We start from the raw sequence: 16530 nt of genomic DNA, 5'->3' as shown, positions 1-16530 counted from the left end.
GTTTACAGAAAATTCACTCACCAAGGAAAAGGCATTCGCTTATCGACGCCCACCCCTCCCACGCAGAAGCCCCAACCCGCATCCTTTTGAAGGAGCGTGGTTGGGGCTAAAAGACTGGAGCGCTAGGGCGCTAGAACGGGAGCTTCGGCAGCTGGACCAGACCCTGCTGGACAGCGAAATTACCGAGACCGCCGAGAATCAGGGCGGTGATGCCGGTGCCGAGCAGAATGTTCAAAGTCTTACCCGAGGCGTAACCGTTAGCGGCGTCATTACGGAGGGAACTGTAAAGAGCCTGCGCAGCGGGGGAATCAGCAGCCGGGTTCTGGTGCTCCTTTCTCGCAATCTGCTTCATGAGCGCAGTGACATTTCCATTCCGCGCTTGCTCCAGGAGGTAGCTCTTCAGCTCAGTGTCCGAGATTTCGGACGAGGTTTTATTCTCACCTGCCTGGGCGGGGGCGACGGAGAGGGACAGGGCGGTGGCGGCTGCAAGGCCGGCGGCGACGATACGACGCTTCATGTGGGGACTCCTTTGTGGATCTCTACGACGGCGAGTGAGTTCGCGCGGATGTTCTTAGAACGGCAGCTTCGGCACCGGCAGCTGGCCGGACTGTGCCGCACCAGCTAGGAGCGCCACAACACCGAAACCGAGGGCGGTGCCGAGCAGGATGTCGAAGGTGGTTCCCAATGTATAGCCGTTCTTCAAGTCGTTTTTGGAAGAAGGCTCCAAGAATTTCCTCAGGGAGTCGCGCCGGTCAGCAACACGGTTATACTTTTCCTGGTCACCAGAAGCTCTTTCGAAGCTCCTATGAATCATCTTGCTGCTGGACTCGTACGAGGAAGTCTGCGCAGGCTCGACCGCTGCCTGGGCGGGGGCGACGGAGAGGGACAGGGCGGTGGCGGCTGCAAGGCCGGCGGCGAGGATACGACGCTTCATGTGGGGACTCCTTTGTGGATCTCTACGACGGCGAGTGAGTTCGCGTGGATGTTCTTAGAACGGCAGGTTCGGCAGCGGCAGGTTCGGCACCGGCAGCTGGCCGGACTGTGCCGCAGCTGCGAGGAGAGCCAAAACACCGAAAGAGATGCCGGTGCCGAGCAGGATGTCGAAGGTGGTTCCCAATGTATAGCCGTTCTTCTTGTCGTTATCGGAAGAGGGCTTAATAAACTTGCCGAGGGCTTCAGCGTCTCGAGCTATACGTTCCAGTTTTTTGGGATCACGGCCAGCATCATCCAGCCTCTTTTGAATCATCTTGCTGCTGGACTCGTACGAGGAAGTCTGCTCGACCGCTGCCTGGGCGGGGGCGACGGAGAGGGACAGGGCGGTGGCGGCTGCAAGGCCGGCGGCGACGATACGGCGCTTCATGGTGTGGGCTCCTTGTGGGGTTGTGGACTGAAACTTGAGTGATCGGGGTGTGAACCAGTGAGAAATGATCGACCAATGTAATTGGCGTCACTTGATTAATAGCAGAGCCAAACCGAGTTGTTACTACAACTGACAAAAAGTTACCGAGCAGTGACCCTAGAACACCAGATTGATGAGCAGCATGTAGATGGCGGTGCCGGTGAGGATGGACAGGCCGGCGCGGCGCTTCCAGGCATGCAGTGCGAGGGTGATTCCGGCGGCGATGAGGGCAGCGACGAGGCCATGGGGAATGTCAGGGTCGCGAGAAATGGAGGAAATTGTGTAGATAAGGAGAACAGTCATCACGCCGACTGGCATGGTTGCGCCGAGGAACTGGACAACGGGGCTGTCCTTGAGCAGCCGCAGGAACGAAAAGGGGAGGGCACGCAGGAGCACAGTGACGATGCCGACGGGAATGAGGACAGCGGCGACCATGGCGAGGGTGACGCCTTCGGGAAGGCCCAAGATCACTGACCTCCTTCGTGAGAGGGGCGGAGCTCGAGGGCGCGGTCGAGGTCGGGGTGCGCGTAACGGAGCAGCAGGACAAAGAAGTAGGCGGTCAGGGAGACCATGAGGAGCCAGGAGGGGGCGATGACGGCGACAAGGATGGCGATTGCTGTGGCGGTCAGAGGCAGGGAGAAATCGCGGTTGGAATTGAAGGACTCGTAGGCGAGAACGACGAAGAGGGCGGTCAAGGCGAAGTCCATGCCTTTGACCTCCGGCGGGATGACCTCACCGAGCAAAGCGCCGAGAATGCCGGGGATGACCCAGAGAAGTTGGCAGACGATCCCCACGGTGAGGATGCGGGTGCCGGTAAGGGTCGAGCGGGTGGAGGGGGGAAGGGAGGAGATGACGGCGTAGGTTTCGTCGGTAAGCGCGTAGGTGGAGTACGCGCGGCCGAGAGGCGATGAAATGCGGTGACGGGGAAAGGTGAGGCCGTAGAAAATGTGGCGGAAATTCACCATGAACCCGGTGACCGCGGCGGACAGCGGGCCGACGCCGGCGGAGACAAGCTGGACGGCGAGGAATTCCATGGACCCCGCATAGATGACGATGGAGAAGATGGGTGTCCACCACCACGCGAAGCCAGCTTGGGTCATGACCAGGCCGAATGCGAGGCCGAGGGGAATCAGCCCCAGGCCGACAACCCACAGGTCTTTGAGGGCGGCGCGGATCTCCCGATCCATGGCTAGTTGTCCTCGAGGTCCGCGGGGAAGGTCGAGAAGAGGGGCAGCGGCATCGGTTGACGGCGCAGAACGTCGCTGTACAGATCGGCGGCGGCGGGAGCGATGACGTCGGTGGGCAGGGCGGGGGCGACGTACCAGTCGCCGCGCTCGATCTCCTCGTCAAGCTGGCCCGGGGCCCACTCGGCGTAACCGGAGAAGACGCGCATGCCCTCGAGGAGACCTTCGACAGACTCGGGTTCGGCCTGCAGGTTCACGTGGACAAGGCGATTAGCCAGACGGGTGAACTCGGGGTGGTCCTCAATGACGGTGCCGGAGGACGTCATGCCGACGGCAATAGCAGCCTGGGGGCGCAGGGGTCCGCCGACATAAAGAGCCTGCGGCTTTGCCACGTGGGGGAGCCAATCGGGCAAAACGGAGTGGACGGCCAATTCGGAGCGGCGGTTGAGGACGACGCCGAAGGTGGCGGAAGGGGAGACGTCGATAAGCAAAATGACGGTGCGGGAGAAGTCATCCGCGAGCATGCCTGGGGCGGCGACCAGCAGCATTCCGGGCGCTGGCGTTTCGCGCTCGAGCGCGGTGAATAAGCGGTCCGCGTAAAAGAACTCAGCCATTTTCCTTCTCCCACCAAGCCTTGAGCTCCGCAACGGCTTCGTCGTGGTCGAGCTCGCCGCGTTCGAGGCGCAGGTCCTTCATATACTTCCAGGCTTTGCCGACCTCGGGGCCCGGTTTGAGGTCCAGAATCTTCATGATCTCGTTGCCGTCGAGGTCGGGGCGCACGCGGGCGAGGTCCTCCTTGGCGGAGATCTCCGCGATGCGTTCCTCCAGCTCATCGTACGTGCGGCGGAGGCGCGCGGCCTTCTTCGGATTGCGGGTGGTGCAGTCGGCGCGCACGAGCTTGTGTAGGCGCGGAAGGAGATCGCCGGCATCCGTGACATAACGGCGAACCGCAGAATCGGTCCACTGGCCCTCGCCGAAACCGTGGAAACGCATGTGCAGGTAGACGAGCTGGCCGACGTCCTCGATGACGTGCTTCGGGTACTTGAGCTTGCGCATACGCTTGCGGGTCATCTTCGCGCCCACGACCTCGTGGTGGTGGAAAGAAACGCCGCCGCCGGGCTTGAGCTCGCGCGTGTCCGGCTTGCCGATGTCGTGCATGAGCGCTGCCCACCGCAACTTGAGATCTGGGCCCTCATCCTCGAGCTCCGTGGCCTGGCGCAGGACGGTGAGCGAGTGGGCGTAGACGTCCTTGTGCTGCATGTGCTCATCGCGCTCGAGCTGGAGCGCGGGAATCTCGGGGAGAATATGGTCGGCCAGGCCGGTCTCGACGAGCAGGTCAATGCCCTCCCACGGCTGGAGACCCAGCATGAGTTTGTCGAGCTCAGCCTGGACGCGCTCAACCGTGATGCGGCCGATCTCTTCTGCCATGTCCGTCATCGCACGCTTGACGCGCGGGCTGACGGTGAAGCCGAGCTGGGAGACGAACCGGGCGGCGCGCAGCATGCGCAGCGGATCGTCGCGGAAACTCACCTCGGGTTCTTGCGGGGTGTCCAAGGTACGACCCAGCAGGTCCTTCAGGCCGTCGACGGGGTCGTGGAAATCCAGCGACAACGTGCCGTCGGCGGCGGGAATGAGCTCGATCGCCATCGCATTCGCGCGGAAATCGCGGCGGACGAGATCACCCTCAATCGTGTCGCCGAAGGTGACCTCCGGATTGCGTGTCACTCCGTCATAGAGGTCAGCGCGGAATGTGGTCACCTCCACCTGCTGGTCGTGCTTCACGGTGGACACGGTGCCGAATTCAATTCCGGTGTCCCACACGGCCTCGCCCCACTCGGTCAGGATCGCCTTGATCGTCTCCGGGCGGGCCGAGGTGGTGAAGTCCAAGTCGTGGCCCAAGCGTCCCAGCATCGCATCGCGCACCGGGCCGCCGACGAGAAACAGCGACTCGCCCTCGGCGGCAAAGGCGGCAGCAAGGGGTCCGAGCAGGCCAGCGAGCTCGCCAACGGCACTTTCCGCGCGGGCGAGCAGGGCAATGAACGCTGTCGGATCCCCCTTCTCCGGCAGATTGAACAGCTCCGCCGGGTCGGTCGACGTCGTCTGACTGCTGTTCTGGGTGGTCACCCGCACAACCTTACAGCCCCACGCAAACCACCCTGAAGCACCTCACAGAACACCACCTTGGAGCAACTCAAGTACCACATGGTCACCACGGGCGGATACCATTCAATAGATGGCTCAAGAAACCCCCGGCGATTCGAATTCGCCGCAGCACAACACGCGCAGGCGCAAACGCCGCCGGCGCGCGTCGAGCCGCGCCCACGATAACCAGAGCCAGAACAAGAGCCGAGGCAAGAATCAGGGGCAGAATCAGGGCGAAAAACACGGCGACAAGAATCGCCGCCGCAAGCGTCGCGGGGGAAGCAACAACCGGGGCAATAACCAACGGGGCAACCAACGCGGTAATCAGCGCGGCCGGAATCGCGGCGGCGGGGGCAATAGGTACCGCAAGCCTTCGCACAAAAACGCGCAATACGCGTCGCAAAACATGGAAACGCGCGACGAAACGAGCGCGGGCGGCCTCGTCGTTTCGGGCATGGCGGAGGCAGTTGCGCCGGACGGTTCCGTGGACATGTCGCAGATCTACGTCGCGCTCATCGGGAGACTCGACAGGCGCGGGCGTTTGCTGTGGTCCATGCCGAAAGGGCACGTCGAGCCGGACGAGCACCAGTGGGACACCGCGCGCCGCGAGGTATGGGAAGAAACGGGTATCTCGGGGGAGCCGTTCGCTGAGCTGGGCGTGATCGATTACTGGTTCGTCTCCGACGGGGTGCGCATCCACAAGACGGTTCACCACAATCTGTTGCGCTATGTCGACGGGGTGCTCAATGACGAGGACCCGGAGGTCACGGAAGTCGCGTGGGTGCCGGTCAGCGAGTTGATCGAGCATTTGGCGTACGCGGACGAGCGGAAGCTGGCACGCATCGCATTCGACAAGATGCCGGAGCTCGCCCGCGCGGAAAAAGAAGCGGGAAGGACCACCCCACGGTGATGAGTCGGCGCACGCATCGGGCGGCTGCGGTGCTCACCGCAGCGGTGCTCTCATGCGCGGCCCAGCCCGTCCCCGTCGATCCGAACGATCCCGCAGTCGCACACGAGTGGGTCAACGAGCAGATCCGTCCCGACGACGGGGAGCAAGGACTGAAGCTTTCGCTTATCGACGCCCCGGCCACCGTCCCTTCCGGCAACCCCCTGTCCGTCACTGTTCGTGTCAGGAATGAATCTGACGCGGACGTCTCCGGACTGACCGTGGCACCACTGCGCGGACCCGCCTCCGGCTCGGTGTCGGACGCGCGGGCGGCGAGCGTGGCATCGGTCTCGGAGTACCACGCAGCTGGCGACGAAGTGAAGGTCCCGGAGCTGGCACGAGGCGAGGAGACCGAGATCAAGGTCACCATCCCCACCCAGAAACAGCCGTACAACAGCAGTTTCCCGATGATGCTGGTGCTGGGCCAAGACGGCGCGACGTTGGATACGGAGCGCTGGCACATGGCGGTGAAGGGGGAAACGCCTGAGAATGAAGCAGAAACAGAGGCAACCAAGCCCGCAGGAATGAGCGTGCTGTTCCCGATTTCTGCGCCGGTGGACATCGTGCCGGGGGAGACGGGAGAGGCACCGAACAGGCCACCGCTGATTCTGCGCTCGGAGGAACTCGCCACTCAGGTCGCGCCCGGGGGGCGCTTGGACGAACTGGTGAACACGTACGAGGAAGCGACGGAGGACGAGGGCATACGCAGCTCGACGTGTCTCGCGGTCGACCCGGCGCTGCTCGACACCGTGGAACGCATGGCCCAGGGCTACACGGTGGATGACGACCGGCCCTCGCCAGGACTGAACCGGAAGCGGCTGCGCGATTCTTGGGGCGGTGACGAAGCTAGCGCAGGTGCGGAACAAGGCACAGGTGCCGAAGACGCCGCGGCGTGGCTGGATAAGCTTCGCGGGGCCGCAAAAAACAATTGCGCAGTCGCACTGCCGTGGGCGAATACCGATCTGAACGCAGTGGCGCGCACCGGCGACACGTGGCTCATGCGTGAGGCAGTCGAGCGCGGACCCTTCACAGCAGAACGCATCCTTGGAACCCCGGTGGTACGCAACCTGGTGGTGCCCGGCGCGGGCTACCTCACCTCCGAATCTGCGCCGGGCATGGGCTGGGCGGATCTGAGCAAATCGGACCTGCCCGTCACCGGGATGCACACCCAGTGGGAGCTCGACCAGCAGGCGCAGGCGAAGAATGCCGAGGCCCCCGGCGGACGCATCGAGGGGGAGAAGGGCGTTGCCTTGGACAACCTGAATAACCCGGCACTGCCGAGCGTGGCCGACATCGCGGCGCCAGAACCGGCTGAGACCGTGCGAGTGCTGGTGGCGGACAACACGGTGGACACTGTCGAGAGGTTCGCCACTCTCACGCCTGGAGTCACGGCGGTGACATTCGATAGTTCACTGGCGGCCACTTTGGCGGCGACGGGACCAGTGCCGGAAACAACGGGGTATTCCGACGAGCACCTGCGCTACGACTACACGCTCGACTCGGTGCAAGCGCGGGATCTCACTGCGGCGACGGCAGTGCGGACCGCGGCGGAACGGGCAGAACGGGCGGAAGAGCTCGATCCGACGCTGGTGAACCCACCGGCGGCATGGGAGGCTTCAACGGCGCAAGCAGTCATGGCGACGGTGACGGAGCTCTTCGGGGAGCGCACTGCCGCTCCGATGACGCTCGAAAGCTATGTGGGGGCGCCGGGAGAAGTGGGGCAGGGGGACGTCGATAAGCTCGGCGTCCCGGAGAGCGACCCGGCTGAACTCACGGACACCGAGGTGCTCAATTCTGGGCAGCAAGCGCGCTTCATCAACGACCTGACGGCGCTGCTGGCCAACGACAACGCGATCGCGCTGACCCGATACGGGTACACGTTGCCGCTGCGCACAGACCTGCTCACCGCGATGACGGTGACCGGGCGGCGGGCCTACACGGGCTACGCGGAGGCGGAAAAGCGCACCCGGGAGCGCCTCAACGGAGGCCGGGACACGCTGGCGGCGCTGAGGTCATCGATCGCGCTCATCCCGCCGGGAAACGTGTACACGCGCACGTCTGCGTCGTCGCCGCTTTTGATCGTCGCGCAGAACGGCCTGCCGTTGCCCGTCGACGCGACGATTCTCTACCGCGGACCGGAGGGGGCAAAATTGAACACCCCGACGGAATTCCGCATCCCGGCGCGTGGCTCGATCACGCTGCAGATGACAGCGGACCTGCCGTCGAATAACGAACGCACCGACTTGCAGTTATTCCTTGCCACACCACAAAACCAAGCGATTTCTCAACCGGTGGGCATCGGGGTGCAGACGGCGGGGACGTCGATAAGCAACTGGGTGCTCATCTCGCTGCTGGCAGGACTGTTCGTGCTCGCTGTTCTCGCGCAGTTGGGGAAACGCCGACGAGATAGAGATTCGCGGCAGGCCGACTAACATACCCTTGACCCAGAATTCCCGAACCCGGGGTTCTCAAGACTTGGAGTGTGTATGGCGGAAACGACGACGGAGGAGCAAAAGACGACGAGCGATAAATCCGTCGTCCGCTCCACCGGCTCCATGGCTGTGGCGACACTGATGTCGCGCATCACCGGCTTCATCCGCACGGTGATGATCACCTCCGCACTCGGCGGCGCAGTGGCTTCGGCATTCAACACGGCGAACACGCTGCCGAACATGATCACGGAGATCGTGCTCGGGTCGGTGCTCACTGCGCTGGTCGTGCCGGTGCTCGTGCGCGCGGAAAAGGAAGACCCGGACCGCGGCGCCGCATTCATCAGGCGGCTATTCACGCTGACGATCACGCTGCTGACCGCAGTCACGCTGATCACCGTGATCGGTGCGCCGCTGCTCACCGAGGTGATGCTGAAAGAGGGCGGGCACGTCAACCTAGTGCAGGCGACGTCTTTCGCCTATCTGTTGCTGCCACAGATCATGTTCTACGGCCTGTTCTCACTGTTCATGGCCATATTGAATACCAAGGAAGTGTTCCGGCCCGGGGCGTGGGCGCCAGTGGCGAACAACCTGGTCTCCATCGGCGTGATGATGCTGTACATGATCCTGCCGGGCCAGCTTGACCCGAAGGAGCACACCGGGGTCACCGACCCGCACATTCTGCTGCTGGGTCTGGGCACCACGCTCGGCGTGGCGGTGCAATGCCTGATCATGCTGCCGGCGCTGCGCCGGCTGAAGATCGACCTGCGGCCGCTGTGGGGCATCGACGAACGCCTCAAACAATTCGGGGGAATGGCCCTGGCGATCGTGACGTATGTGGCGATCTCGCAGGCGGGATACATCATCAACAACCGCATCGCGTCGGGCGTGGATAGTTCCGCGCCGGTGATCTACATGCAGCACTGGCAACTGCTCCAGGTCCCGTACGGCATCGTCGGCGTGACCCTGCTGACGGCGATCATGCCGCGCCTGTCGCGCAATGCCGCCGACGGCGACGACGAGGCCGTGGTCCGCGATCTGACGTTGGGCACTAAGCTGACGTTCATCGCGCTGATCCCGATCATCATCTTCATGACGGCACTGGGCCCCGACATCGGCAACGCCCTGTTCGGCTACGGCAACTTCACCAACGAAGAAGCCCGCACGCTCGGTCTGACCTTGAGCTTCGCCGCGTTCACGCTCATTCCGTACGCGCTCGTGATGCTCCACCTGCGCGTGTTCTACGCCCGCGAAGAAGCGTGGACGCCGACCTTCATCATCGCCGGCATCACGCTGACCAAGGTGGTTCTGGCCACCTTGGCGCCGACTGTGGCATCGCGGCCGGACCAGGTCGTGGTTCTGCTCGGTGCGGCCAACGGCTTCGGCTTCATTGCCGGCGCAGTGATCGGCGCATTCCTGCTGCACCGCAAGCTGGGCTCCCTGCGCTTTGCTTCGGTACTGCACACCTCCGTGTGGGCGGCCGCCGCAGGCCTGGTGGGTGTTGCCGCGACCATGCTCGTGCGTTTCCTGCTGCGCCTGATCCCCGGCGGCATGCCTGGGCTGGCTGCGGCTTTGGGCCGCCGCGATTCCTTCGGCCTGCTGCTGGAAATCCTGATCCTCGGCATCGTCTTCGTCATCGCCACGGGCATCGCACTGTCGTTCTCCAAGCTCCCTGAAGTTAAAAGCCTGGGCGCGGTGCTGGCACGTGTACCTGGCCTACGCCGCATCGTGCGCACGAGCCCCTCCGACGACATCGCAGCAGGCACCGGCGTCGACCCGCAGTTCCTCGGTACTGACACCTTCAACACCTCCCCGGTCCCGCCGCCGATGTCTGCCGGCGTGGTCCGAGGCCCGCGACTCGTGCCCGGCGCGGCAGTGTCCGACGGCCGCTTCCGCCTCCTGCGCGATTGCGGCGCGTCCAATTCCGCCCGCTTCTGGCAGGCGCGCGAGCAGGCCACCGGCCGCATCGTGGCGCTGACATTCGTGGACACGTGCGGCGCGGCACCGATGGCGCCCGTCACCCCGCGGCAAGCGGCGATCGACGCCGCCGGCATCTGCCACCGCACGAATCAGCTGAACGAGCTAGGCCTGCCCGCGGTCGCACCGGTCCTTGAGACAATCAGCTACCGCACCGGCGCGGTCGTTGTCGCCGACTGGATCCCAGGCTCCGACCTGAAGACAGTCACCGACTCGGGTGCAACGCTTCTCGACGAAGCCGTCGCCGCCGCCATGATCCCCCTGACCGATGCCATCGCACAGTCCCGCGATCGGGGCGTGCCACTGGGTCTGGACAACCGCAACCGCATGCGAGTCAGCGACGACGGCACGGTCGTCCTCGCTTTCCCAGCGATCCTGCCCGACGCCGACGTGGAGGCCGATGCTTCCGCCTACGCATTCGCCCTTGAGTTGCTGGCCGGTTCCGCGGAGACAGACGCGCTCGCGCCTCCCGCCGCCGCCGCGCGCGAAGAGGTGCCCGACTACCGCGCCATCGAGCAGTCGCTCGCCGAGATTGCGCACACGCACGTCGCTCCGGCACCGCTCGTGGAGCGGCCCGAGCAGGACGAACAGGGTGTCGCCGAGGACACCGCGCGCAGAGGCGGCTTCGGCGAGCGCGGCATCGGCGCGCTGGGCACGGCAGGACTGGTTGCCGTCGCCATCACGGCGGTCGTGCTCGTCGCAGCGCTGACCGTCTACCTCGTGGGTATGTTCAGCCACCGCGCCGATTCGCCGATCACCAGTGAATCCGCGCGCGACGGAGCCGACCAGGTCTCCGAAGGCATAGAAAACGGTCCGCTCGGAACACTGCCCGTGATCATCGCACCGCTCACCGCCACCGCATGGGGCGAGGATGCCGCCAGTGACAGGAATATCGACTTCGCCGCGCTTGTCGACGGCGAAGACTCCACCGCCGCCTCCGCAAAGGCGGGGGAGAAGGTCCTGCTCACCGCCGACAACGGTGCCCCGTTCATCCCCGAGGAGCTCAATATCGACTCCGCCAGCGGCGCGGGCATGGACTACGTTATTTATGCCACGACCGAGCAGACCGCGGACGCCACAAACGTCAACCACCTGCGCATTTTGACGAACGGCACGTTGAAAGACGGCCGCACGAGCATCGAGATCGACGGCAGCAAAGAGGCGGTTACCGGTCTCGTCATTGCGTTCAACAGCGAGAACGACGCTGCAGCGATCATCCGCGGCATTTCCGTCGTCGGCACGCGCATGAGGTAGAAGCCCGTTACAAAGCGTTGCGCACTATAGTGCGCACTTTTGGCGAGCGCGTCCCCCACGCGTCAGGGCAAAATGGGTTCCACAGCACACATACAGCTGGAAACAGGGGAGACTTGTTCGGGGGGACAAGGTGAATACGCATAGTCACGGCCGCTTGGCGCGCACATACCGGATCAACGCGCAGCGGAAGCAGCAACAGCTAAAGAAGACCGATAATGCACTGGTCACGGAATACGTCGCGGGGGACAACCGGGCCTTTCAGATCATTGTGGAAAGGCACCGGCAGCGGATGATGGCCGTGGCCAAGCAGTACGCGCGCAATGAGCACGACGCGCAGGACATCGTTCAGGACGCGTTATTCAAGGCCTCGCGCAATATGCACACTTTCCGCGCCGAATCCGCGCTGACCACGTGGCTCTACCGCCTCGTGAAGAATGCGGGCTACGATCACGCGAAGCGCGCGGAGAATAAAAGGCAGCACACGAGCCTGGATGATTCGGAGAAGCTCAGCCCTGACGCGAACCGCTACCTCGCGCATGACCCGCTGGGCAATCTCGACCGCCTGCTCACGCTCCGCCAGGCCCTTTTCAAACTTCCGGCCGCGCAACGACGGGCTTTAATGCTTATCGACGTCGCCGGCTACTCCATCAACTCCGCCGCCTCCCATCTGGGCGTACGCCCCGGCACCGTGAAGTCGCGCCGAAATCGGGCTCGCCAGGCGTTATCTGACGGCTTGCGCAGTTAACTACACTGGCAGCCATGACTGAATCCAACGGGTCCACCGGCTCCAACAACATTCCGAAATTTCCCTCCGTCAATGCCCTGGGCGGATTCAAATCCGCACCGGAGACTGCTCCCACCGAGCAGATGAAGGAATCCGCCGAACGCACCGGCGCGGACGCCGACAGCAACACCATTTACGACGTCATCGTGGTCGGCTCCGGACCTGCCGGCTACACCGCCGCGCTGTACACCGCGCGCGCCGACCTGAAGCCGCTCGTGTTCGAGGGCTACGAGTTCGGCGGCGAGCTGATGAACACCACCGAGGTGGAGAATTTCCCCGGTTTCCAAAATGGCATCCAGGGCCCGGACCTGATGACGGAGATGCGCGCCCAAGCCGAGCGTTTCGGTGCCGATCTCCGCGCTGACCAGGTCGATAGCGTCGAGCTGGACGGCGACATCAAGAAGGTTCACGTCGGCGACGAGGTATTCCAAGCCCGCGCGGTCATCCTGGCCACCGGTGCGGCACCGCGCCACCTGGGCATTCCGGGCGAGCAGGAGCTCACCGGCCGCGGCGTGTCCACCTGCGCAACCTGCGACGGCTTCTTCTTCAAAGACCAGCACATCGCTGTCGTCGGCGGCGGCGATTCCGCGATGGAGGAAGCCACCTTCCTGACCCGTTTCGGCTCCAAGGTGACAATCATTCACCGCCGAGAGGAATTCCGCGCCTCCCAGATCATGCTGGACCGCGCGAAGGAGAACGACAAGATCGAATTCCTCACCAACGCCGTCGTGGAAGAAGTCCTCGAGGACGGCGGCAGGGTCGCCGGTCTTCGCATCAAGGACACCCAGACAGGGCAGGAATCCACCCTGGACGCCACGGCGATGTTCGTCGCCATCGGCCACGACCCGCGTTCCGGCTTCCTTGACGGCCAAGTAGCCACCGACGCAGAAGGCTATGTCACCGTCGAGCACCCCACCACGAAGACGTCGGTGCCGGGCGTTTTCGCCGCTGGCGATTTGGTGGACAACTACTACCGCCAGGCCATCACCGCCGCAGGTTCCGGGTGCCGTGCCGCCATCGACGCGGAGCACTACTTGGAAGCGCTGTAGGGAAACGGAAATCTAAAAGAAAGCAGAATAGGAGCGCAGCGACCATGAGCAAGCCCATCGACATCACGCAGAACACCTTCAAATCGGAGGTCGTCGAATCCGACGTCCCCGTCCTCGTCGACTTCTGGGCGGAATGGTGCGGCCCGTGCCAGAAGCTCTCGCCGATCCTCGACGAGATCGCAGAAGAACTGGACGGCAAGGTCAAGGTAACGAAGGTCGACCTGGACAAAGAACGCACACTCGGTTCGCTGTTCCAGGTCTTGACCATCCCGCACGTGTTGATTTTCAAGGACGGCCAGAAGGTCGACGAGTTCAGCAGCGTGCGCCCCAAGGCCGAGATCCTCTCCCGCCTGGAACCGCACCTGTCGTAAGCAATACCGGCGACACGCATGGTGTTCGGCTTACCCAACGCAGGGGACAGTAAGATGAAACCGTTCCTCAATGCTCATAGAAAGGTGAGTTGTGTTCGGTCCGTATCGAGTGGGAGACTCCAGCGCACGCGTCGCTGAAGTCCGCTCGACCCTTGCGCGTCTGGGTTTGGTGGACGACTTCGAGGGCGATGTGGGGGAGTGGAACCGCCGGCGTTTCTCCCAGTCGGAAATGTATTTCGACGAGGAATTGTGCACCACGCTCAAGGCGTTCCAGCAGTCCCGCGGCATTCTGCCCTCGGGCGAGATCGACGAGCTCACTCTGCGCGAATTGCGCCACGCTTCCTACACCCTCGGTGCGCGTGCTTTGTCGTACCAGCCGAACCAGGTCCTCGTCGGCGACGACGTGGGCCAGCTGCAGAAGCAACTGCAAGAACTCGGCTTCTACTCCGGACGTATCGACGGGCACTTCGGGCCCGACACCCACGCCGCACTATCTAATTACCAGCTGAATTACGGCATCCAGGACGATGGTGTCTGTGGCCCGGAGACCCTGCACGCGCTGAGCTTGCTGGGCCGACGCATTACCGGCGGTTCTACCCAGGCGATCCGCGAACGCGAAGTCGTCCGCATGGCGGGACCACGCCTGACGGGCAAGCGCGTGGTCATCGATCCCAGTATCGACGTCGAGAATATGGCGCGGATCAAGGGGCCGTACGGCGAAATCACCGAGGAAGAAATCCTCTGGGACTTGGCCTCCCGCGTGGAGGCACGCATGATCGCCGCCGGCATGGAGACGATCATGTCGCATCCGCGCGGCGATAACCCTTCGGCGAAGTCGCGGGCGGATCTGGCGAATAGCTTCGAAGCAGACCTGATGATCTCCCTGCAGCTGGACCGCTACCAGAACGAGAAAGCCAACGGCGTAGCCACCTTCTATTTCGGGTCTGAATTGGGCGCGTCGTCCATGACGGGCGAGATGCTTTCCGGCTTCATCCAGCGCGAAATCGTCGCGCGCACGCAGCTGGGCAACTGCTACAACCACGGCCGGACGTGGGAGCTGCTGCGCATGACGCAGATGCCGTCGGTCGAGGTCGTGCTCGGATACGTGACTAACCCGCACGATATGTCCATCATCACCGATCCGACTCAACGAGATGCGATTGCCGAAGCGATCGTCGTTGCCGTGAAGCGCCTCTACCTGCTCGAGCAGGACAACCAGCCGACAGGCACCTTCTCCTTCACGGAGTTGTTGCGCCAGGAACGCGCTTAGCGTCCACCAACGGAAACAGCCGCGAGCAGATCTGCGATCTCCCGCTCAGTGAGCAGATCGTGCACCGGCGGCAATTCCAAACGCAGACGCGGAATCGCCGGGTGATCGGCGACAATCTGAAAGCCCGCTGACTCCAACACATCCACAGGCATCAAGCCGATGGTGGAGCGGTTGGCCACCAACTGGCGGCACATCCGGGTCAGATCGTCGGGCAAATCAGAACGCAACCCGAACGCTTCCACCGCGGGAAGGGAACGTTGGGTGAGGGCGGCAACGGCGGCGTCGATAAGCACTGCTCCCCAACCGATGCCCTCGACCGCCGCATCGATATGCAAGCTGGTCAGGCAAAATGCGTCGGCGGAGAAGGGCGCGGTGGGCATCCGAACAGCGCCGGGCGCTGCCGACGGCGGGCACATGAGCAGACTCGCGTGCGCGCCGGCGGTGATAGCCGGGTCGACAATGGAAAAGCCCACGGCGGGCTGCTCGTAGGCGAGACTTAGAAGCCAGGCGGCCTTGTCCACGTCGGAATCGGTGCCGCTGAACGCGTCACCCAGCGGATCGAGCTCCCAGAACACGCTGCGCGCAGTCGTGCGGTGAATGCGGTCCAAGGTGGCCGCCTCCAGCGGAATCACCCGGACGTGTCGCAGCGCCATGGCCCCAGGGCTAGTCCGTGCCCTCGATGAGCGACATGATGCGCTCGAAATCCTCGCGGTCGCCGAATTCGACGACGATCTTTCCCTTGCGCTTGCCCATGGTCACCGAGACCTTGGTGTCCCACTCATCGGCCAAGCGGTCGGCTGCCTGAGTGAGGAATTCCGGCTGCGGAGTCGGCTCGCGCTTCGGCTTGTCCGGCAAGGCGCCCTGACGGTTGAGCAGGGTCACGGCCTCCTCCGTCGCGCGGACAGACAGACCCTCGGCGACGATGCGGTCCGCGAGCTGCTCCTGAGCCTCCGGGCCCACCTTCACGCCGAGGAGCGCGCGGGCGTGCCCCGCACTGAGAACACCAGCGGCAACGCGGCGCTGCACCGGCACAGGCAGGTTCAGCAGACGGATCGAATTGGTGATCACCGGGCGGGAGCGGCCGAGGCGGTCGGCGAGCTGCTCCTGGGTGACGCCGAATTCATCAAGCAGCTGCTGGTACGCGGCGGCCTCTTCCAGCGGGTTGAGCTGCACTCGGTGGATATTCTCCAGCAAGGCATCGCGGAGCATATCCTCATCGGATGTCTCGCGCACGATCGCCGGAATGCGCTTCAGGCCAGCCTTCGAGGACGCGCGCCAGCGGCGTTCACCCATGATCAGCTCATAGCCGTCCTTCGCCGGGCGAACCACGATCGGCTGGAGCAGACCGAATTCCTTGACCGAGTGAACCAGCTCAGCCAGCTCGTCTTCGTCGAATTGAGTACGCGGCTGCTTCGCGTTCGGGAAAATATCCCCGATCGGGATCTCCTGGTAGGAGGCGCCGAAGGAATCGTTCTTCTCCGTCACCATCGCCGCCGGAACAGAAGAAGGCTGGCTCATCGTCGGCGCACCCGGAATCGTCGGAGCGCCCTTGACCTGTTTCTTCTTGGGCTTGGTGTTCTCATCCCGCGCGCCCTTATTCCCGCCGATGATCACGTCAGCCGCGCCATCACCAAGCGGGCCCGTCTTCTGGTGGTGGTCCGGATTCGACGGGATCAGCGCCGCCAACCCGCGGCCCAGACCGCCCTTGCGTTGCTCTGCCATTGC

At 63.8% G+C, this 16530-nt stretch carries 16 protein-coding genes; 7 read left to right on the top strand and 9 right to left on the bottom strand.

The features are described 5' to 3' along the window. Positions 1–130: 130 nt before the first annotated feature. The 7 genes from J5Y21_RS06055 to J5Y21_RS06025 all read right to left on the bottom strand — a co-directional run bounded on the left by J5Y21_RS06055 (position 131) and on the right by J5Y21_RS06025 (position 4659). Complete coding sequence (locus J5Y21_RS06055; RefSeq protein WP_210573666.1) at positions 131–517, bottom strand: hypothetical protein; 387 nt, start codon at positions 515–517, stop codon at positions 131–133. A gap of 54 nt (positions 518–571) precedes the next feature. Next, the gene (locus J5Y21_RS06050) at positions 572–934 is read right to left on the bottom strand and encodes a hypothetical protein (protein ID WP_210573665.1); all 363 of its coding nucleotides are present in this window, start codon (positions 932–934) and stop codon (positions 572–574) included. Positions 935–988: 54 nt separating this feature from the next. Continuing rightward, positions 989–1360, bottom strand: coding sequence for a hypothetical protein (locus J5Y21_RS06045; RefSeq protein WP_210573664.1), 372 nt, complete (start codon positions 1358–1360; stop codon positions 989–991). 156 nt (positions 1361–1516) lie between these two features. Continuing rightward, positions 1517–1834, bottom strand: coding sequence for an AzlD domain-containing protein (locus tag J5Y21_RS06040; RefSeq protein ID WP_210573743.1), 318 nt, complete (start codon positions 1832–1834; stop codon positions 1517–1519). Between the two features lie 32 nt (positions 1835–1866). Beyond that, a complete protein-coding gene (locus J5Y21_RS06035; RefSeq protein ID WP_210573663.1) occupies positions 1867–2586 on the bottom strand; it encodes an AzlC family ABC transporter permease in 720 nt (239 codons plus the stop codon). A 2-nt stretch (positions 2587–2588) separates the two neighbouring features. After that, positions 2589–3197, bottom strand: coding sequence for a YqgE/AlgH family protein (locus tag J5Y21_RS06030; protein WP_210573661.1), 609 nt, complete (start codon positions 3195–3197; stop codon positions 2589–2591). Then, positions 3190–4659 (bottom strand): CCA tRNA nucleotidyltransferase, encoded by a 1470-nt coding sequence (locus tag J5Y21_RS06025; RefSeq protein WP_210573741.1) that lies wholly within the window; start codon positions 4657–4659, stop codon positions 3190–3192. Before J5Y21_RS06025 ends, J5Y21_RS06030 begins: the two co-directional genes overlap by 8 nt. A gap of 157 nt (positions 4660–4816) precedes the next feature. On the opposite strand from J5Y21_RS06025, the gene J5Y21_RS06020 reads away from it, so the two are divergent. The 7 genes from J5Y21_RS06020 to J5Y21_RS05990 all read left to right on the top strand — a co-directional run bounded on the left by J5Y21_RS06020 (position 4817) and on the right by J5Y21_RS05990 (position 14805). Further along, entirely contained in the window at positions 4817–5635 is an 819-nt protein-coding gene (locus J5Y21_RS06020) for an NUDIX hydrolase (protein ID WP_210573659.1), read from the top strand. Beyond that, positions 5635–8103, top strand: a complete 2469-nt coding sequence (locus J5Y21_RS06015) for a DUF6049 family protein (protein WP_210573658.1) — start codon at positions 5635–5637, stop codon at positions 8101–8103. The genes J5Y21_RS06020 and J5Y21_RS06015 overlap by 1 nt, the downstream gene beginning before the upstream one ends. 54 nt (positions 8104–8157) lie before the next feature. Then, positions 8158–11331: a murein biosynthesis integral membrane protein MurJ gene (gene murJ / locus J5Y21_RS06010; RefSeq protein WP_210573656.1), complete on the top strand. Its 3174-nt coding sequence runs from the start codon at positions 8158–8160 to the stop codon at positions 11329–11331. 130 nt (positions 11332–11461) lie between these two features. Next, complete coding sequence (locus tag J5Y21_RS06005; protein ID WP_259901691.1) at positions 11462–12076, top strand: sigma-70 family RNA polymerase sigma factor; 615 nt, start codon at positions 11462–11464, stop codon at positions 12074–12076. Positions 12077–12198: 122 nt separating this feature from the next. Next, positions 12199–13164, top strand: a complete 966-nt coding sequence (gene trxB, locus J5Y21_RS06000; protein WP_246875012.1) for a thioredoxin-disulfide reductase — start codon at positions 12199–12201, stop codon at positions 13162–13164. 44 nt (positions 13165–13208) lie between these two features. Continuing rightward, a complete protein-coding gene (trxA, locus tag J5Y21_RS05995; RefSeq protein WP_210573652.1) occupies positions 13209–13535 on the top strand; it encodes a thioredoxin in 327 nt (108 codons plus the stop codon). A gap of 91 nt (positions 13536–13626) precedes the next feature. Beyond that, positions 13627–14805: an N-acetylmuramoyl-L-alanine amidase gene (locus tag J5Y21_RS05990; protein ID WP_349236955.1), complete on the top strand. Its 1179-nt coding sequence runs from the start codon at positions 13627–13629 to the stop codon at positions 14803–14805. Here the strand turns inward: J5Y21_RS05990 and J5Y21_RS05985 are convergent. Further along, complete coding sequence (locus J5Y21_RS05985; RefSeq protein WP_210573650.1) at positions 14802–15458, bottom strand: hypothetical protein; 657 nt, start codon at positions 15456–15458, stop codon at positions 14802–14804. The two genes, J5Y21_RS05990 and J5Y21_RS05985, sit on opposite strands and share 4 nt — an antisense overlap. A 10-nt stretch (positions 15459–15468) precedes the next feature. Continuing rightward, positions 15469–16527 (bottom strand): ParB/RepB/Spo0J family partition protein, encoded by a 1059-nt coding sequence (locus J5Y21_RS05980; protein ID WP_210573648.1) that lies wholly within the window; start codon positions 16525–16527, stop codon positions 15469–15471. Between the last annotated feature and the right edge of the window lie 3 nt (positions 16528–16530).

Origin of the sequence: Corynebacterium sp. Marseille-P3884 (assembly GCF_017942225.1) — a bacterium.
Classification (GTDB): Bacteria; Actinomycetota; Actinomycetes; order Mycobacteriales; family Mycobacteriaceae; genus Corynebacterium.
This window is presented reverse-complemented; position numbering and strand designations above follow the sequence as displayed.